This window comes from Polynucleobacter sinensis, assembly GCF_001595985.1.
Lineage (GTDB): Bacteria > Pseudomonadota > Gammaproteobacteria > Burkholderiales > Burkholderiaceae > Polynucleobacter > Polynucleobacter sinensis.
This window is the reverse complement of record NZ_LOJJ01000003.1, coordinates 360,078-377,677: the sequence shown is the minus strand read 5'-3', so window position 1 is coordinate 377,677 and position 17,600 is coordinate 360,078. Positions and strand designations below refer to the sequence as shown.

19 protein-coding genes are annotated in these 17,600 nt (G+C 45.5%); 16 read left to right on the top strand and 3 right to left on the bottom strand.

Annotated elements, in window-relative coordinates; translation table 11 throughout:
* Window positions 1-41: 41 nt before the first annotated feature.
* A complete protein-coding gene (locus AOB49_RS05680) occupies window positions 42-1,244 on the bottom strand; it encodes a pyridoxal phosphate-dependent aminotransferase (protein ID WP_062308854.1) in 1,203 nt (400 codons plus the stop codon).
* 68 nt (window positions 1,245-1,312) lie between these two features.
* On the opposite strand from AOB49_RS05680, the gene yaaA reads away from it, so the two are divergent.
* Window positions 1,313-2,089: a peroxide stress protein YaaA gene (gene yaaA / locus AOB49_RS05675; protein ID WP_062308852.1), complete on the top strand. Its 777-nt coding sequence runs from the start codon at window positions 1,313-1,315 to the stop codon at window positions 2,087-2,089.
* Between the two features lie 11 nt (window positions 2,090-2,100).
* Window positions 2,101-3,312, top strand: a complete 1,212-nt coding sequence (locus AOB49_RS05670) for a DUF2863 family protein (RefSeq protein WP_062308851.1) — start codon at window positions 2,101-2,103, stop codon at window positions 3,310-3,312.
* A 54-nt stretch (window positions 3,313-3,366) separates the two neighbouring features.
* Here AOB49_RS05670 and AOB49_RS05665 read toward each other — a convergent pair whose 3' ends face one another.
* Both AOB49_RS05665 and AOB49_RS05660 read right to left on the bottom strand, forming a co-directional pair.
* A complete protein-coding gene (locus tag AOB49_RS05665) occupies window positions 3,367-3,735 on the bottom strand; it encodes a hypothetical protein (protein ID WP_062308849.1) in 369 nt (122 codons plus the stop codon).
* Window positions 3,736-3,747: 12 nt separating this feature from the next.
* The gene (locus tag AOB49_RS05660) at window positions 3,748-4,737 is read right to left on the bottom strand and encodes a malate dehydrogenase (RefSeq protein ID WP_062308847.1); all 990 of its coding nucleotides are present in this window, start codon (window positions 4,735-4,737) and stop codon (window positions 3,748-3,750) included.
* A 154-nt stretch (window positions 4,738-4,891) separates the two neighbouring features.
* Here AOB49_RS05660 and AOB49_RS05655 point away from each other — a divergent pair, with 154 nt between their 5' ends.
* From AOB49_RS05655 to truA, 14 genes are all read left to right on the top strand, one after another.
* Window positions 4,892-5,629 (top strand): GntR family transcriptional regulator, encoded by a 738-nt coding sequence (locus AOB49_RS05655; RefSeq protein WP_062308845.1) that lies wholly within the window; start codon window positions 4,892-4,894, stop codon window positions 5,627-5,629.
* Between the two features lie 141 nt (window positions 5,630-5,770).
* Entirely contained in the window at window positions 5,771-6,190 is a 420-nt protein-coding gene (gene sdhC / locus AOB49_RS05650) for a succinate dehydrogenase, cytochrome b556 subunit (RefSeq protein WP_062308843.1), read from the top strand.
* A gap of 24 nt (window positions 6,191-6,214) precedes the next feature.
* Complete coding sequence (sdhD, locus tag AOB49_RS05645; RefSeq protein WP_062308841.1) at window positions 6,215-6,580, top strand: succinate dehydrogenase, hydrophobic membrane anchor protein; 366 nt, start codon at window positions 6,215-6,217, stop codon at window positions 6,578-6,580.
* Window positions 6,581-6,584: 4 nt separating this feature from the next.
* A complete protein-coding gene (gene sdhA, locus AOB49_RS05640; protein ID WP_062308840.1) occupies window positions 6,585-8,363 on the top strand; it encodes a succinate dehydrogenase flavoprotein subunit in 1,779 nt (592 codons plus the stop codon).
* A 17-nt stretch (window positions 8,364-8,380) separates the two neighbouring features.
* The gene (locus AOB49_RS05635) at window positions 8,381-9,085 is read left to right on the top strand and encodes a succinate dehydrogenase iron-sulfur subunit (RefSeq protein ID WP_062308838.1); all 705 of its coding nucleotides are present in this window, start codon (window positions 8,381-8,383) and stop codon (window positions 9,083-9,085) included.
* Complete coding sequence (locus AOB49_RS05630) at window positions 9,082-9,351, top strand: FAD assembly factor SdhE (RefSeq protein ID WP_062308837.1); 270 nt, start codon at window positions 9,082-9,084, stop codon at window positions 9,349-9,351. The genes AOB49_RS05635 and AOB49_RS05630 overlap by 4 nt, the downstream gene beginning before the upstream one ends.
* A gap of 82 nt (window positions 9,352-9,433) precedes the next feature.
* On the top strand, window positions 9,434-10,747 hold the full coding sequence (gene gltA / locus AOB49_RS05625; RefSeq protein WP_062308835.1) for a citrate synthase: 1,314 nt from the start codon (window positions 9,434-9,436) through the stop codon (window positions 10,745-10,747).
* Between the two features lie 17 nt (window positions 10,748-10,764).
* The gene (gene leuC, locus AOB49_RS05620; protein ID WP_062308834.1) at window positions 10,765-12,174 is read left to right on the top strand and encodes a 3-isopropylmalate dehydratase large subunit; all 1,410 of its coding nucleotides are present in this window, start codon (window positions 10,765-10,767) and stop codon (window positions 12,172-12,174) included.
* Window positions 12,175-12,183: 9 nt separating this feature from the next.
* Window positions 12,184-12,390, top strand: a complete 207-nt coding sequence (locus AOB49_RS05615; RefSeq protein WP_062308832.1) for a hypothetical protein — start codon at window positions 12,184-12,186, stop codon at window positions 12,388-12,390.
* Between the two features lie 42 nt (window positions 12,391-12,432).
* Complete coding sequence (gene leuD / locus AOB49_RS05610; RefSeq protein WP_062308831.1) at window positions 12,433-13,080, top strand: 3-isopropylmalate dehydratase small subunit; 648 nt, start codon at window positions 12,433-12,435, stop codon at window positions 13,078-13,080.
* Window positions 13,081-13,103: 23 nt separating this feature from the next.
* Window positions 13,104-14,177, top strand: coding sequence for a 3-isopropylmalate dehydrogenase (leuB, locus tag AOB49_RS05605; protein ID WP_062308829.1), 1,074 nt, complete (start codon window positions 13,104-13,106; stop codon window positions 14,175-14,177).
* A gap of 30 nt (window positions 14,178-14,207) precedes the next feature.
* A complete protein-coding gene (gene asd, locus AOB49_RS05600; RefSeq protein ID WP_062308827.1) occupies window positions 14,208-15,365 on the top strand; it encodes an aspartate-semialdehyde dehydrogenase in 1,158 nt (385 codons plus the stop codon).
* Window positions 15,365-16,753, top strand: coding sequence for a FimV/HubP family polar landmark protein (locus AOB49_RS05595; protein WP_062308826.1), 1,389 nt, complete (start codon window positions 15,365-15,367; stop codon window positions 16,751-16,753). Before asd ends, AOB49_RS05595 begins: the two co-directional genes overlap by 1 nt.
* Before the next feature lie 9 nt (window positions 16,754-16,762).
* On the top strand, window positions 16,763-17,587 hold the full coding sequence (truA, locus tag AOB49_RS05590; protein ID WP_062308824.1) for a tRNA pseudouridine(38-40) synthase TruA: 825 nt from the start codon (window positions 16,763-16,765) through the stop codon (window positions 17,585-17,587).
* The last annotated feature ends 13 nt before the right edge of the window (window positions 17,588-17,600 follow it).

Genomic DNA, 17,600 nt, shown 5'->3' with positions numbered 1-17,600 from the left:
TAGTAACTTGATTGGTTTTCATAATGGGGATGTTCCTGATCTTAAAGTGTTTGTAAGCGTTTTAGAGCAGCGCTCAATGTTTTTTCTTGTTTGGCAAAACAGAAACGAATTACTCCAGACTCAACCGCTTCATCGTAAAAAGCGGAAACCGGAATGGCAGCCACACCAATTTCCGTAGTGAGCCATGCACAAAAATCCGCTTCACCCAATTTTGCTTGTGGGATATCTAGCCCGGTGTAATCAACGCACTGAAAATAAGTCCCCGGCGTAGGGAGTAATTTCAGGCCAGAACTTTTTAAGCCAGATCTAAAGAAATCTCGTTTTTCTTGATAAAAGCTGGGGAGTGTTAAGTAGTGCTCTGGGTGTTCTAAATACTTTGCCAGACCGTATTGCATCGGTGTATTTACCGTAAAGACATTGAACTGATGCACTTTCCGAAATTCTTTCATTAGAGTTGCTGGTGCGGCAACATAACCCACCTTCCATCCAGTGACATGATAAGTTTTGCCAAAGCTGGAAATCAAAAAACTTCTGGCAGCTAAGTCTGGATGGCTTGCAACGCTATGATGTAAATGACCGTCATAGACCATATGTTCGTAAACCTCATCACTTAAGATGAGTGCATTCGTGTTTTTCATTAGTTCTGCTAAGCGATCCAAATCCGATCGAGTCCAGACCATGCCGGTGGGATTGTGTGGCGTATTAATAATGATCAAGCGAGTCTTTGAATTAATTGCATTTGCTAATTCATCCCAGGGAATGGAATACGATGCCGCACGTCCTTCTGAATCACGATTCACCAGCAATGAAACTGCAATTGTTTTTCCGCCCGCTAAATCGATCGAAGGTCGATAACTATCGTAGGCGGGTTCAATGATGACCACCTCATCACCTGGACTTACGCAGGCCAAGATCGCAGTCATAATTCCCTGAGTGCCACCTGCGGTGATGGTGATCTCCGCTTCGGGATCATAGGCATGCCCATAAAGCGCTAATATTTTGTTTGCCACCGCCTGACGTAACTCCGGAATTCCAGTCATGGGTGGGTATTGGTTGTGATCGGCCATCATTGCTGCATTCACTTGGCCAATCAATTCTCGATCACAGGGAAAATCAGGAAACCCTTGGCCTAGGTTGATCGCCTTATGCTTTGTCGCCAAGGCTGACATCACGGTAAAAATGGTTGTTCCCACCTTTGGTAAGCGACTTGGGAAAGATGGGGTTGGGGGTGACTTATGGTCCATGCAGACGGTTTAAGGCAAATAAGATTGGTAGTCGCTAGAATGGAAGAAATTCATAATGAAATTGTGCCATGCTGATCGTCCTTTCGCCCGCTAAATCACTCGACTACAAAACCCCAGTTAAGGTCAAAGCACCCACTTTGCCTGAATTTGTCTCGGAATCGGCCAAGCTGATAGCCGACTTGAAAAAATTGGCACCGCAGGAGGTGGCTGATTTAATGGGTTTATCTGACCAACTAGCAGCCTTGAATGTTGGACGCTACCGGGATTGGTCTAAAAAATTCACCGAGGAAAACAGTAAGCCAGCGATTTATGCCTTTGATGGGGATGTTTATGACGGATTTGACGTTAAAACGCTGAGTCCTAAAGCACTTGAATTCGCGCAAAACCATATCCGCATTCTTTCTGGTCTTTATGGGGCCTTGAGGCCCTTGGACTTAATGCAACCTTACCGCCTTGAAATGGGTACAGCCTTCAAAAACACTCGAGGCAAGGATCTCTATTCATTTTGGGGTGAGCGCGTTACCGATTCGCTTCATAAACTTCTGGAGAAGCAGAAAAAGCCCATTCTTCTCAATTTGGCTTCGGAAGAGTATTTCAAAGTGCTGCAGCCAAGGAAGCTTGATTGTCCTGTAATTGCTCCAGTGTTTCAGGATACCAAGGATGGTAAATACAAAATTATTTCCTTCTATGCCAAGCGTGCCAGAGGTTTGATGGCTCGCTACGTAGTTGAAAATCGGATTACTGATCCCGCCGATTTAAAAGGCTTTAATTTAGACGGCTATAAATATGTGGCTAGTGAATCAAAGCCGGAAAAACCCATCTTTAGACGTCCTGAAAGAAAGTAAGAGGATTCTCTATGGCTATTCATCGCACTAAATCCCCGCAAAGATCCTCTCCCGATGTTGAGCGCTTGGTTGCGGACGCGATTTCTTTAGCTGCATCCGGAAGTCAAGTAGAGGATCGATTTTGGGAGGAGCGTCTGAATCTACGCTTGATGCGTTTGCTCAAAAATCAAAATCAGAATGCAATCGATGCTGCGTTGGATCAAACCTTTCGTATTAATACAGTGGCTTTCGAGGTTCTTGCCGATTCTGCAGAGACGCTTGCTGAATCACTGGTGATCGAGCATGATGGACAGAATTGGGATGCATTGTTATTAGCATTGCCTATAGTTGCGCATACCCGTTATCAAATTCCGTCAGGGGCTCTGCCGATTGGGGCCGTTGAAACGACCGCGGCTGCCTTGCATAGTTCTATAGCCTCGACTGAGAGTAGGTTAGCGATTATTCCCTGGTTGTACAGCATCGATCAGATGCCGCATTCTCATTCTCAAACACGTTTACTTACTGAGGCTCTGGCTACAGCAGCAATTACTTCTAGTGAGATCAAAATAGAATTACGCGAAATGTCAGAGACAATTGCCGTATTGGCTGATCCGAGATTTATTATCGCTGTAGTTGCGGCGCCAAGTGGTATGCCACTATTTCGTTGGCAGGCAGAAGCTCCGTTGCGTCAAGAGAGGGGCGTGAGTCTGATTGGGTGGCAAACAGCGATGCATGATCCCATAGCTGCTCTTTTACCTGGTTGTGAGTTTGAGCTATTGCTGCCAGAGGCTTATTTTACCAACTGCCGCTTGGCGGATAAGCATGTTCGTCCTCTCAGTATTAGGGCGGCTGTTAATTTCTTAGAGAGTACATTGGGCGTATTGCCTGCAGGTCTTTCATGTGTAGTTGGTGCGTTTGGCGAAGATCAAGCAGATGAATATCGTATTTCATTTAGCTTGAAAGGCTCGCCCGAAGTCGTCTATGGTGTGATTTGGCCGCTATACGATCGAGAGAGCGTGGCCAATGATGCTCTCAATGATTTATCCGATGATGAGAGCCCTATGAAGAGGATTGCTGATGCGCTTCATGATGCTGGCGTTGAAGATGTTTTCCGTCACGCGATGTTGTTTGATCCAGAGCTTTGTGATGATTGTGGTGCCCCTTTATTTCCAGATCGATCGGGCGAGGCAGTGCACGCTGAAATGCCGGATGATGCCCCGACGCAGCAACCTTTATTTCATTAAAGAAAAAAGCCGAGAAATTCTCGGCTTTTTATCTATACATCCATACGCAATAATTTAATTTTGCGTAAAAGGTTCAGCATCTGCAAATAAATGGGGAAGCTTACCTGTTTTCATTTCCGCCGTTTGGCAAAAGTCTGCAAGACGTGTGCCAGACTTAATATTGAAAAGCATTGCCTTGTTACCTAAGACCACGAGATCATGTCCAGTGGTGGTATTTTTGTAACGAAGACTTCCTGGCAATGAATTTTCACGCTTCATATCAAACGTTTTAGATTCCCAAGTGAGGCGAACCTTTTCCGTTGTACCGGTCGTTTTAAACTGCTTGCTTTCACTACAAGTCCATGTGCTTACAACTTCACTAGCGTTTGCAGCGCCGATAAAACCTGATGCCAACAAGCTAACGATTAATAGTGTTTGCTTCATGTGCATAAATCCTTATGAGAGAAGGTGCTTGACGCCAGCTTGCTCTTCGAGCAATTCATTGAGGGTGTGATTCATGCGCTCACGTGAGAACTCATCAATTTCAAGTCCCTCAACCATTTTGTACTCGCCGTTTTCGCAAATAACTGGATAGCCGTAAATAACTTCCGCAGGAATGCCGTATTCACCCTTTGATGGAATGCCCATAGTGACCCATTTGCCATTCGTACCAAGAACCCAGTCGCGAATGTGATCAATTGCTGCATTCGCTGCAGATGCTGCCGAAGATAAGCCGCGCGCTTCAATAATGGCTGCGCCACGCTTGCCTACTGTTGGAATGAAGGTGTCCTTATTCCATGTGGGATCATTGATGCTGTCCTTAACAGACTTGCCATCAACAGTTGCAAAGCGGTAGTCAGGGTACATTGTTGGGCTATGGTTACCCCAAACAACTAACTTTTCAATATCAGCAACGGGTTTGTTCAACTTGTTTGCCAATTGTGAAAGAGCACGGTTGTGATCTAAACGTAGCATTGCTGTGAAGTTCTTCGCTGGAATATCTGGAGCGGATTTCATAGCAATGTATGCATTGGTGTTTGCTGGGTTTCCAACAACCAATACCTTGACAGTTTTTTTGGCAACAGCATTCAAGGCCTTACCTTGTGCCGTGAAGATCTGAGCGTTTGCTGAGAGCAAGTCCTTGCGCTCCATACCAGGGCCACGTGGACGTGCGCCAACCAAAAGGGCGATATCGATGTCCTTAAATGCGGTCATTGGGTCCGAGTGTGCTGTCATGCCAGCTAACAATGGGAAGGCGCAATCTTCCAATTCCATCATGACGCCGGCTAGTGCTTTTTGAGCCTTTTCATCTGGAATTTCGAGCAACTGGAGGATTACTGGCTGATCTTTGCCTAATAAATCACCATTGGCGATGCGAAAGAGTAGGGAATATCCGATTTGACCGGCTGCACCGGTTACGGCGACACGCATTGGGGCTTTTGCCATTTTTACTAATAACTCCAGTTGAGGTTAATTAATTGAAATCTTTTCTATTATCCATTCAAGTGTATGGACTTTCCATTTACACTGTCAATCATGTCTTATATAAGATATGAAATAGAACTGAATTTTATCCAATTGAAGTCGCTCTGGAGTTAATTTGTCTCTTATATCCGAACCAATTGCCTCTTTTAGCCCCCTTTATCAGCAGATTAAGGCGATGATTTTGGCTAGCCTACAGGCTTCTGAGTGGCTTCCTGGTGAGGCCATTCCTAGTGAAATAGAGCTTGCAGCACGTTATGCCGTCAGTCAAGGTACTGTTCGCAAGGCCATTGATGAGTTAGCCGCTCAAAACCTATTAGTTCGCCGTCAAGGTAAGGGAACGTTTGTTGCCACCCACCAAGAGGAGGGATGGCAATACCGTTTTCTCCGCCTTGAGCCAGATTCTGGTGAAAGGTTGCACCTCAAAAATCAATTTTTAGCTTGTCAAAACCTCAAATCCGCCCCTCATATTGCTCAATTGCTTAAATTAAAGGGAGGTGATCCTGTTATCCGTATCGATCGCGTCCAAAGTTCTGGCGGAAAGCCGATTGTTTTTGAAGAGATTTGGTTGCCAGAAGGGCGCTTTAAAGGTTTGACCTTGGATGCCCTAAATGCATGGTCTGGGCCGATGTATGCTTTTTATGAAAGTGAATACGCCACCCATATGGTGAGGGCTGAAGAGAAGATTAAGGCGATTAACGCGGATCAAAATCTGTCGGAACACCTGCATATTCCTGTTGGCACTGCATTACTTTCAGTGGAGCGGGTGGCTTTTACCTACGGGAATAAACCAGTGGAAATTCGTCGCGCCAGGTATGACACTACCAATCAGCACTATGACAATAAATTGAACTAAGCAGTACACTCAAATTAGTAAAAACCAGTAATTTAACCCTTTAAACGCTAAAAAACCCACAACGACCTCAAGGTTTCCAATAGAATATGTTGCGATACAACAAAGTCACACTGATCCTCCACCTAAATATAGAGATTGCCCATGGTTGATGCACAGCATGAAGTAAAGAGCGCCAAACCCGTATATCGGAATATTGGCTTAGCCCAGTTAATTAAGTACCGCCTTCCTTGGGCTGGGAAAGTGTCAATTCTTCACCGTATTAGCGGTGCAGCTTTGTTTCTAATGTTGCCATTCATTTTGTATCTGTTTGATCAAAGTTTGGCTTCTGAAATCAGCTATCAGAAATTCCAGGCAATTACTGGACATGTATTGGTGAAAATTATCGCCCTGGGTTTGATCTGGTGCTTCTTGCACCATTTCTGCGCTGGTATTCGCTATCTTCTTCTTGATCTAGAGATTGGCGTTGAAAAGGCGGATGCTAATCGCTCAGCGATTGTTGTGTTCTTTTTGGGACTCGCGCTGACTGCGGTTGTAGGTCTTAAATTATTTGGCTTGTACTAAGCGCTTTTTCATTAAGGAAATCTCATGCCTATTTATCAAATCGGACCGAAGCGTTTAGTAGTCGGCGCTCATTACGGCCTCAAAGAGTGGATTATTCAACGTGTCACCGCCATTGTTATGGTGGTTTTCACAGTCGTTTTATTAGTTGATTACTGCATTACTGGCAGTCCAACTTACGAAGGCTGGGCGGGATTATTTAGCAACCAGTTCATGAAGTTGTTAACCCTGCTAGCTTTCATTAGCTTGTTCTATCACGCCTGGATTGGTATCCGTGATATCTGGATGGACTACATCAAGCCCGTCAGCATTCGTCTAACACTTCAAGTGTTAACTGTTTTGTATCTCGTAGCCTGTGCGGCCTATGCCGTACAAATTTTGTGGAAAGTGTAATTCGATGACCGCGATTAAAAAAGCATTGCCACGCCGCCGTTTCGACGCGGTAATTATTGGTGCAGGTGGTTCAGGTATGCGTGCTTCTTTGCAATTAGCAGAAGCCGGCCTGAATGTTGCGGTGTTAACTAAGGTATTCCCAACACGTTCACACACTGTTGCTGCGCAGGGTGGTATTGGCGCTTCGCTTGGCAATATGAGTGAAGACAATTGGCACTATCACTTCTATGACACCATCAAAGGTTCCGATTGGTTAGGCGATCAAGATGTGATCGAGTTTATGTGTCGTGAAGCTCCTAAAGTCGTTTATGAGCTTGAGCATTTTGGTATGCCTTTTGACCGCAACCCAGATGGCACGATTTATCAACGTCCTTTTGGTGGACATACAGCGAATTACGGTGAGAAAGCGGTCCAACGTGCTTGCGCTGCTGCTGACCGAACCGGCCACGCAATGTTGCACACCTTGTATCAGCGTAACGTTCGTGCGAAAACTAATTTCTTCGTTGAGTGGTTAGCGCTTGATTTGATTCGTGATGAAACTGGTGACGTTGTTGGTGTTACTGCCCTTGAAATGGAAACCGGCGAGGTGTACATTCTCGAGGCAAAAGTAGTCATGTTGGCTACTGGTGGTGCTGGCCGTATCTGGGATGCATCTACCAACGCGTTTATTAATACTGGCGATGGCATGGGCTTAGCCGCTCGCGCAGGTATTCCGCTTGAAGACATGGAGTTTTGGCAGTTCCATCCAACTGGCGTTGCAGGCGCGGGTGTTTTGTTGACAGAAGGTTGCCGTGGTGAAGGTGGCATTCTGCGCAATAAAGACGGCGAGCGTTTCATGGAGCGTTACGCTCCTACCTATAAAGACTTAGCGCCGCGTGACTTCGTTTCTCGTTGCATGGACCAAGAAATTAAAGAGGGTCGTGGCTGTGGACCAAATGGTGATTATGTTGTTCTCGACCTCACCCACATTGGTGCCGAGACCATCATGAAGCGTTTGCCTTCTGTTTATGAAATTGGTATTAACTTTGCTAACGTTGATGTTACAAAAGAGCCAATCCCAGTTGTGCCAACAATTCACTATCAAATGGGTGGTATTCCGACGAACATTAACGGTCAAGTGGTTGTGCCAGCTAATGGTAAGCACAATGAAATCATCAACGGTCTGTATGCGATTGGTGAATGCTCTTGTGTTTCTGTGCATGGCGCAAACCGCTTAGGTACAAACTCATTGCTCGATTTGTTGGTATTCGGTCGCGCTGCTGGCAATCATATTGTTGCAATGGATCTCAAGAATCGTGAGTTCAAGCCGTTGCCTGCTAATGCTGGTGAACAAACGATGGCTCGCATTTCAGCATTGGATAATTCCACTTCTGGCGAGTACGCCCAAGATGTTGCGAATGACATTCGCAAAACGATGCAGAAGTATGCTGGCGTATTCCGCAATCAAGAGTTGATGGATGAAGGTGTGCGTCAAATGGCGAAGTTGACTGAGCGCGCTAAAAATTTATGGCTCAAAGATAAATCTCAGATTTTCAATACTGCTCGTATTGAAGCTTTAGAAGTCGCCAACTTGGTCGAGACTGCAAATGCAACCATGATTTCTGCGGCAGCTCGTAAAGAAAGTCGTGGCGCGCATTCGCACGATGATCATCAAGAGCGTGATGATGACAACTGGATGAAGCATACGCTTTGGTATAGCGAAGGTAATCGCTTGGATTACAAGCCTGTTGTTCTAAAGCCCTTGACGGTTGAGTCCTTCCCTCCTAAAGAACGTACTTTCTAAGCTAAGAGAAATTAAAAATGAGTGATATCCGTATATTTGAAATTTACCGCTACGATCCAGATGTCGATGCAGCTCCACGTATGGAGCGCTACGAGCTTGAATTGACTGGTGAGCGCATGTTATTGGATGCCTTGATTTCTTTAAAGAAACAAGATGAAACTATTTCTTATCGTCGCTCTTGCCGTGAGGGCGTATGCGGCTCTGACGCCATGAATATCAATGGTAAAAATGGTCTAGCTTGCTTAACCAATATGTTGACTTTGCCTAAGGTCATTACATTGCGCCCATTGCCTGGATTGCCAGTCGTACGCGATTTGATTGTTGATATGACATTGTTCTTTAAGCAATACTTGTCTATCAAGCCTTACTTGGTTAATGACAATCCTCCGCCTGAAAAAGAGCGTTTGCAGAGTCCTGAAGAACGTGAAGAGTTGAACGGTTTGTATGAGTGCATCTTGTGCGCATCTTGCTCTACTTCTTGCCCATCTTTCTGGTGGAACCCAGATAAGTTTGTTGGACCAGCGGGTTTGCTACAGGCATATCGCTTTATTGCTGATAGTCGTGATGAAGAAACAGCTCAACGTTTGGATAACTTAGAGGATCCATACCGTTTATTCCGCTGCCATACCATCATGAATTGCGTGGATGTTTGCCCTAAACATTTAAATCCAACTAAAGCAATTGGAAAGATTAAGGAATTAATGGTTCGCAGGGCAGTATGACCCTAACTAATGCAGAGTTATATCGTTTAAAGAGTGACGCCCGAAGGGGCTTGCTTGAGAATGATTTAATTCTGCAGCGCTTCTTTCAACGTTACGGCGCTGAATTGAGCGTTGAAGATGGCAAGTTACTAACTCTGCTGTTGGCTTTGGAAGATAACGACTTAATGGATTTATTAATTGGTCGCAAGGATTCGGCAGTTGGATTGGATCAGGAGTCAGAGTCACCAAGCTTCAAGGCGCTTTTAAAAAGGCTGAGAGAGAAGTAATTCAGTATTTTGGTGCATTAGCAGTGCAAACGCATGATCGAATAGTGTATTAATCATCAATTTGAATGACTAAGGATTAGAAATGATTGAATCGGACATCAAGGCAAAATTATCGTTTTCGGACGGCACCCCAGATATCGACTTGCCAATTTATAAAGGCACGATTGGTCCTGACGTAATCGACATTCGTAAGCTCTATGGTCAGACTGGTAAGTTCACCTACGATTCTGGATTCCTTTCTACTGCATCTTGCAACAGCAAGATTACTTATATCGATGGCGATAAGGGTGAGTTGCTATATCGCGGCTACCCAATTGAGGATTTGGCGCATAACTGCGACTTCTTAGAAGTGTGCTACTTGTTGCTCAATGGTGAATTGCCAAACGCCAAACAGAAAAAAGATTTTGAAGAATTGGTCATGCACCACACGATGGTCCATGAGCAAATGCAATTCTTCCTGCGTGGTTTCCGTCGCGATGCGCATCCAATGTCAGTCTTGACTGGTTTGGTTGGTGCAATGGCTGCTTTCTATCATGATGAGATCGACTATAGCGACCCGCATGCTCGTGAAGTGGCTCAGATTCGTTTGATTGCGAAGATGCCAACTTTAGTTGCAATGGCTTACAAGTACTCTGTAGGTCAGCCATTCATTTATCCTGATAACTCTTTGTCGTATACAGCAAATTTCATGCGCATGATGTTTGCAACTCCTTGTGAGGAGTACAAAGTCAATCCAGTATTGGTACGCGCTTTAGATCGTATTTTCACTTTGCATGCTGATCATGAGCAAAATGCTTCTACATCAACAGTTCGTCTGTGTGGATCTTCAGGCACCAATCCTTTTGCAGCTATTTCTGCTGGTATTGCATGCTTGTGGGGTCCAGCACACGGCGGTGCTAATGAAGCTTGCTTGCAAATGCTGAATGAGATTCAAGCAAATGGTGGCGTAGACAAGATTCATGAATTCATTGCTCAAGTTAAAGATAAGAATTCCAGTGTCCGCTTGATGGGCTTTGGTCATCGTGTTTACAAAAACTTTGATCCACGCGCTAAATTAATGCGTGAGACTTGCCACGAAGTTCTCAAAGAACTCGGTCTTGAGAATGATCCATTATTCAAGTTGGCAATGACACTTGAGAAGATTGCCTTGGAAGATGATTACTTTGTGAGTCGTAAGCTTTATCCAAACGTTGACTTCTATTCAGGCATCGTTCAACGCGCCCTTGGCATTCCAACAGAAATGTTTACCTGTATCTTCGCATTGGCAAGAACGGTCGGCTGGATTGCTCAGTGGGAAGAAATGATTACCGATCCTGAGTACAAGATTGGCCGTCCACGTCAGTTATATGTTGGAGAAACCTCACGCAAGGTTCCTAACATCTCTGTTCGTAAATAATGTTTTTGAGGATTTAAATGTCACGTACGCTTTACGATAAATTGTGGGATGACCATGTCGTCTATTCTGAAGAGGATGGCACGGCCACTATTTATATTGATCGCCAGTTATTGCATGAAGTAACAAGTCCTCAAGCATTTGAGGGGTTGAATCTAGCTGGCCGTCCGGTATGGCGTATTTCCGCTAATTTGGCAGTTTCTGACCACAACGTTCCTACTACCGATCGTTCCCAAGGTATTTCAGATCCGATTTCGAAATTACAGGTCGATACCTTAGATCAGAATTGCGATGCCTTTGGTATTACGCAGTACAAGATGAGTGATGCTCGCCAAGGGATTGTTCATGTGATTGGTCCTGAGCAGGGCGCAACTTTGCCAGGTATGACCGTGGTTTGTGGCGATTCTCACACAAGTACGCATGGTGCCTTTGGTGCCTTGGCCTTTGGTATTGGCACCTCAGAAGTTGAGCATGTCTTAGCTACGCAAACTTTGCTCATGAAAAAGAGCAAGAATATGCTTGTTAAGGTTGATGGACGCCTTCAGCCCGGCTCAAGTGCAAAAGATATTGTGCTTGCTGTCATTGGCAAGATTGGTACTGCTGGTGGTACTGGCTACACCATTGAGTTTGCTGGTGAAGCAATCCGCAATTTGTCTATGGAGGGTCGCATGACCCTCTGTAATATGGCGATTGAGGCGGGCGCTCGTGCTGGATTGGTTGCTGTCGATGAAACTACGATCGAGTACGTTCAGGGTCGTCCTTACGCTCCTACTGGTGAGGCCATGCGACATGCTTTGCAATACTGGCGAACCTTGCACTCCGATCCCGATGCGAAGTTTGATGCTGTGGTTGAGTTGCGCGCTGAAGAAATTGCTCCTCAGGTCACTTGGGGAACCTCCCCTGAAATGGTCCTTTCAATTGGCGATCGGGTTCCTGATCCAGAAAAAGAGCGTGATCCAAATAAGCGCTCCGCGATGGAGCGTGCACTTGAGTACATGGATCTGACACCAAATACACCCCTGAGCAATATTTCTGTCGATAAAGTATTTATTGGCTCATGTACTAATAGTCGCATTGAAGATATGCGCGCTGCAGCTAAAGTAGTGGATCGTTTGGGTAAAAAGGTTGCTTCTAATGTAAAGCTAGCTTTGGTTGTGCCCGGATCTGGATTAGTGAAGGCTCAAGCAGAGCGCGAGGGCTTAGATCGTGTATTCAAGGCAGCTGGTTTTGAATGGCGTGAGCCGGGATGCTCAATGTGCTTGGCTATGAATGCGGATCGACTTGAGCCAGGAGAGCGCTGCGCATCCACCTCAAATCGTAACTTTGAGGGACGTCAAGGTAATGGTGGAAGAACGCATTTAGTGAGTCCAGCTATGGCTGCTGCTGCAGCGATCGAGGGCCACTTTGTTGATATTCGTAAGATTTCTTAAGGGTATACCGTGTCTAAATTCACATCAATGTCGATGATTAAAAAATTAACTATCGTAGCAATTGCTGGTGTAGTTCTATCGGCCTGCAGCAACATGATGGAAGGTCTTGGCAAAGATATGCAAACGATGGGTAACTCCATGGGCGGTAGCAATACAAGTAACAATAATCAGTCCCAGACCAAGGGTAAGGACGTTATTGTTACTCCAGTGAAATAAGTGCAACAACGCAGTTCATAGTCGGATCAAGTCAAAGACAACATGGAAAAATTTACGGTTTACAAAGGTTTGGTAGCCCCGCTTAATCGCGAGAACGTCGATACCGATGCCATCATTCCAAAGCAATTTTTAAAATCTATTAAGAAAACAGGTTTTGGCCAAAACCTATTTGACGAATGGCGCTACCTCGATCACGGTGAACCTGGCCAAGACTGCAGTACCCGCCCAGTAAATCCGGATTTTGTATTGAATCAACCGCGCTATAAAGGTGCAGGCATTTTGTTGGCTCGTAAAAACTTTGGTTGTGGCAGCTCGCGTGAGCATGCCCCTTGGGCTTTGGATCAATTCGGCTTCAGAGCCGTGATTGCCCCTAGTTTTGCCGATATTTTCTACAATAATTGCTTCAAAAACGGACTTTTGCCGATTGTGCTGTCTGAAATTCAGGTAGATCATTTATTTAATGAAACCCTTGCATTTAATGGTTACCAGCTCACGATCGATCTAGAGGCTCAGCAAGTTATTACCCCGGATGGCAAGGCTTACAGCTTTGATGTCGCTCCTTTCAGGAAGCATTGCCTTATCAATGGTTTAGACGATATTGGCTTAACCCTGCAACATGCAGATAAAATCAAGGCTTATGAGGCTGAGCGCATCCTAAAGATGCCTTGGCTTGCGACACAACTGCCGTAGTTTTATAGAGTTAAAGGCCTTTCATGAAAATTGCAGTCCTACCGGGCGATGGTATCGGCCCGGAAATCGTTGCTGAAGCCGTAAAAGTATTAAACGCGCTAGGCCCTAAATTTGACCTCGAGATAGCCCCTGTAGGTGGCGCTGCTTATGATGAGGCGGGCCATCCTTTGCCGCCGGCAACTTTGGAGTTGGCTAAGAAGGCTGATGCAATCTTGTTTGGCGCTGTTGGTGACTGGAAGTATGACACCTTGCCACGTGAACATCGTCCAGAACAGGCTATCTTGGGCCTGCGAAAGCACTTAGAGTTATTTGCTAACTTTAGGCCTGCCATTTGTTACGACGAATTAACGGCTGCATCAAGCCTAAAGGCGGAGATTGTTGGTGGTCTCGATATTTTGATCATTCGCGAACTGAATGGCGATATCTATTTTGGTCAGCCACGTGGCATTCGCACTTCAGAATTACCTTTATTTAAAGGTGCCCGCGAAGGCTTTGACATGATGCACTATAGCGAGCCAGAAGTGGAGCGCATAGGCAGAGTCGCCTTTGAAGCAGCGCGTAAGCGTGGCAAAAAGGTGTGTAGTGTTGATAAAGCCAATGTTCTTGAGACATCACAACTTTGGCGCGAGGTCATGATTCGGGTTGCAAAGGATTATCCAGATGTCGAGTTGTCACACATGTATGTAGATAATGCTGCGATGCAGTTAGTGAAGGCGCCAAAGGCGTTCGATGTAGTTGTTACCGGTAATCTTTTTGGCGATATTCTCTCCGATGAAGCTGCAATGCTGACTGGCTCTATCGGCATGTTGCCATCGGCATCCTTAGATAAAAACAATAAAGGCTTGTATGAGCCAAGTCATGGTTCTGCGCCTGATATTGCTGGCAAAGGGATTGCAAACCCTTTAGCAACGATTTTGTCTGCCGCAATGATGTTGCGCTACTCATTAGGCATGCCCACCGAAGCAGATCGGATTGAGGCCGCAGTACAAAAAGTACTGTCGCAAGGTTTACGTACGGCTGATATTTATACCGAGGGTACGAAAAAAGTTTCAACCGTAGAGATGGGTGATGCGGTTGTCGCAGCACTCTCTAAATAAAACATCACACTAAATAGATAGTTGAACAACATGGCAAATACGAAAACACCATTGGTAGGCTTAGTTGGCTGGCGCGGCATGGTCGGTAGCGTTCTCATGGAGAGAATGTTGGCTGAAAAAGATTTTGATTTGATTGAGCCAGTTTTTTTTAGTACAAGCCAAGCTGGTGGTCAGGTGCCATTGCTCAACGGTCAAAAGGTAGCTAAGAGCGAAACTGCATTACAAGATGCCAATGATATTCAGGCTTTGTCGCGTTGCGACATTATTTTGACCTGTCAGGGCGGCGATTACACCAACGATATTTTTCCTAAACTTCGCGGTGCAGGATGGCAGGGTCACTGGATTGATGCAGCCAGTGCATTGCGCATGAAGGAAGATGCGGTCCTCATTTTGGATCCAGTAAATCGTCCCGTCATTGATAAGGCTTTGGCCGCAGGTGGAAAAAATTGGATTGGTAGTAACTGCACAGTCAGCCTGATGATGATGGCTATGGGTGGCTTGGTCAAAGCCGATATGGTTGAGTGGATCAGCGCAATGACTTATCAGGCCGCTTCTGGTGCTGGTGCCCAAAATATGCGTGAATTACTCTTACAGATGGGCGCATTGCGTGACAGTGTAGCTACTGAGTTAGCAGATCCATCTTCATGGATTTTGGATATTGATCGCAAAATCACTGAGACCTTACGCTCACCAGATTTTCCAAAGAAAAACTTCCGCAACACTCCATTAGCCGGTAGCTTAATTCCGTGGATTGACGTACCAGTTGAGAATGGCCAGACAAAAGAAGAGTGGAAGGGTGGGGCCGAGTTCAATAAGATTTTAGGTCGCCCTGCATTTAGAACTCCAGGAAGCATTCCGATTGATGGATTATGTGTTCGTGTTGGTGCCATGCGCTGCCATTCACAAGGTTTGACGGTAAAGTTGAAAAAGGATATTCCACTAAAAGAGATCGAATCCATTTTGGCTAACGATAACCAGTGGGTGAAAGTCGTGCCTAATGATCGCGAAACCACCGAGCGTGATTTATCTCCAGCTGCGGTGAGTGGCACCTTGACTGTGCCGATTGGTCGCCTGCACAAGATGGCGATGGGGCCCGAGTATCTCGCTGCATTTACTGTTGGGGATCAACTCCTGTGGGGTGCTGCAGAGCCTTTACGTCGCATGCTCCGCATCTTGCTTGAGCACTAATGTTCCGTAATAGCCAAATTCAGCTTACAAAGCTGCTTTGCTTATTTTGGCTAAGCTGGGCATTTTCTGCTGGTGCAATATCGCTTGGTCCCCCTAGACTTTTATCCAAGGCAGGTGAACTCCTTAGGGTAGAGTTTCCGATTAAGGTAGGCGCTGATGAACAAGGCGCCCTAGCTAGTCTTCAAGCCAGCATTTCAAATAAAGCTTCTTATGATCGTTTGGGGATATCTAAAAAAGTTTTAGAGTTCAATCCGCAGGCGATGATCTATCGCAATCAGCAAGATCGGTTGATGGTATTGGTGGAAACGGTTGAAGCCCTGCCGGTTACTGATGATCCATTTGTGGATATTTTATTAAGCCTTAATTGGTCTGCTGGCAGCATAACCAAGGTCTACACGCTTCTTTTGGGTGATGTGCAGAAAATTTCTGTTAAACCAGGCCAAACTCTTTCTGAGATAGCGGCGCAATTGGCGCCTCAGTTAGACGGCGCTTCACTAGATCAAACTATGATGGCCTTATTTAAGGCAAACCCTGATGCGTTTGCTAGTGGCAGCATCAATCGTCTCGATGCTGGTGCGCAGTTAAATAAACCAAGCCAAGCTTTATTGCGCTCCATTAGTCCGGTAGAAGCCAGTCAGTTTGTAGCTGAGGCAAATGCACAGTGGCAAGCTGACCATACATCTAAAGCGAATTCACTGGCTAATTCTGCTTCAGGAAAGAGTGGTGAGGAAGCTCCTGCTAAAGATCGATTAAAAATTGGCTCTAACGCCGAGGGAAGTATTGAGGAGCGACGCTATGCCGAGGATTTAGTTGCTCAAGAAAAGGCCTTGGAGCAAACTCGTGCTCGAGTGGCTGAGTTGGAGAAAAATATTGCCGACTTGCAACGCCTACTTGATCAGTCTAAAGGCAAGCCAACAGTCCAAAATGTCCAATCTAATTTCCTTGGTCTTAGTAGCTTCGCCCCGGCCATCTTAACTTTATTGTTAATGGGGCTGACTGGGCTTTTATTGTGGTTCTTGGCAAAGAATGCTCGTCGCTCAGAGACACGTGACTTTTCAAGAGTGCATTATTCAGCCCACGCTGCAAATCCAGTCGAATCTACTCAAAAAACCGCAATGCCAGAGCGTGCGAAAGCCTTATTTGCTGGCATTGATCTTGATTTAAATCCCGTCAAAAAATCTCAAACAGTTCACAGCATTCAGCCTAATCCATTAGCCGATGCATTGAGGGTTAAGCTAAATTTAGCGCGCGCCTACATCACGATTGAGGATTTTTCGGCGGCGCGTAAATCACTGCAAGAGATTATTCAGGCAGGGGGTTCAATTGATCCCGTAATAACGCTTGAAGCTCAGGGTTTATTAACAGAGCTTTCAAAACGGGGAAATTAAGGCAATTTCATGCGTATTGCCTTAGGACTTCAATATGATGGCACCCCTTATTCTGGGTGGCAATCGCAAGTTAATCAAAGCACCATACAGGACGAATTAGAGAACGCTATCACCGCCTTTGTCGGGATTGATGGAGTCAAATCAAATCCTATTCGCGTCATTACTGCAGGCCGAACAGATGCTGGTGTTCATGCTTTGGGTCAAGTGGTGCACTTTGATGTGAACGTAGAACGTGAGAATTGGTCTTGGGTTAGGGGGGTCAACTCTTTTTTACCTGAATCGATTGTGGTTAATTGGGCGCAACCAGTTTCAGAAAATTTCAGTGCCCGTTATTCTGCCTTTGAGCGCACTTACATTTATGCATTGCATGCGGGGCCATGCCGTTCACCAATGGTTGCATCTCGCGCAGGTTATTTGATGCTTCCTGAAAATCAGTGGTTTGATGTGGCTGCTATGGAGACTGCTGCGAAATGTTTAATCGGTGAGCATGATTTCACCTCATTTCGTTCTTCTGAGTGTCAAAGTAAGACACCTATTAAGACGATTAATTCCATCGAAATCTTTTCTGATGAGCCCTGGCTCTATTTCAAGATTAAGGGAAATGCATTTTTGCATCATATGGTCCGAAATTTAGTGGGAAGTTTTCTGCAAATTGGCGTTCGTAGGCAGTCATCTCAGTGGATGTCCGAGGTTTTAGAGGCAAAGGATCGCAGTATTGCGGCTCCCACTTTTTCACCTGCTGGCTTGTATTTGGCTCAAATTGCCTATCCAGAAGAATTTCATATTCCTCAGCCTTGGCTGGGTAATTCATGGTTGCCCAAATACCTTCTTTGATTAAGCTTAGGTT

Coding starts and splice junctions, on each gene's coding strand:
- AOB49_RS05680 (WP_062308854.1), bottom strand. CDS start 1,244: ATGGACCATAAGTCACCCCCAACCCCATCTTTCCCAAGTCGCTTACCA.
- yaaA (WP_062308852.1), top strand. CDS start 1,313: ATGCTGATCGTCCTTTCGCCCGCTAAATCACTCGACTACAAAACCCCA.
- AOB49_RS05670 (WP_062308851.1), top strand. CDS start 2,101: ATGGCTATTCATCGCACTAAATCCCCGCAAAGATCCTCTCCCGATGTT.
- AOB49_RS05665 (WP_062308849.1), bottom strand. CDS start 3,735: ATGAAGCAAACACTATTAATCGTTAGCTTGTTGGCATCAGGTTTTATC.
- AOB49_RS05660 (WP_062308847.1), bottom strand. CDS start 4,737: ATGGCAAAAGCCCCAATGCGTGTCGCCGTAACCGGTGCAGCCGGTCAA.
- sdhC (WP_062308843.1), top strand. CDS start 5,771: ATGGTTGATGCACAGCATGAAGTAAAGAGCGCCAAACCCGTATATCGG.
- sdhD (WP_062308841.1), top strand. CDS start 6,215: ATGCCTATTTATCAAATCGGACCGAAGCGTTTAGTAGTCGGCGCTCAT.
- sdhA (WP_062308840.1), top strand. CDS start 6,585: ATGACCGCGATTAAAAAAGCATTGCCACGCCGCCGTTTCGACGCGGTA.
- AOB49_RS05635 (WP_062308838.1), top strand. CDS start 8,381: ATGAGTGATATCCGTATATTTGAAATTTACCGCTACGATCCAGATGTC.
- AOB49_RS05630 (WP_062308837.1), top strand. CDS start 9,082: ATGACCCTAACTAATGCAGAGTTATATCGTTTAAAGAGTGACGCCCGA.
- gltA (WP_062308835.1), top strand. CDS start 9,434: ATGATTGAATCGGACATCAAGGCAAAATTATCGTTTTCGGACGGCACC.
- leuC (WP_062308834.1), top strand. CDS start 10,765: ATGTCACGTACGCTTTACGATAAATTGTGGGATGACCATGTCGTCTAT.
- leuD (WP_062308831.1), top strand. CDS start 12,433: ATGGAAAAATTTACGGTTTACAAAGGTTTGGTAGCCCCGCTTAATCGC.
- leuB (WP_062308829.1), top strand. CDS start 13,104: ATGAAAATTGCAGTCCTACCGGGCGATGGTATCGGCCCGGAAATCGTT.
- asd (WP_062308827.1), top strand. CDS start 14,208: ATGGCAAATACGAAAACACCATTGGTAGGCTTAGTTGGCTGGCGCGGC.
- AOB49_RS05595 (WP_062308826.1), top strand. CDS start 15,365: ATGTTCCGTAATAGCCAAATTCAGCTTACAAAGCTGCTTTGCTTATTT.
- truA (WP_062308824.1), top strand. CDS start 16,763: ATGCGTATTGCCTTAGGACTTCAATATGATGGCACCCCTTATTCTGGG.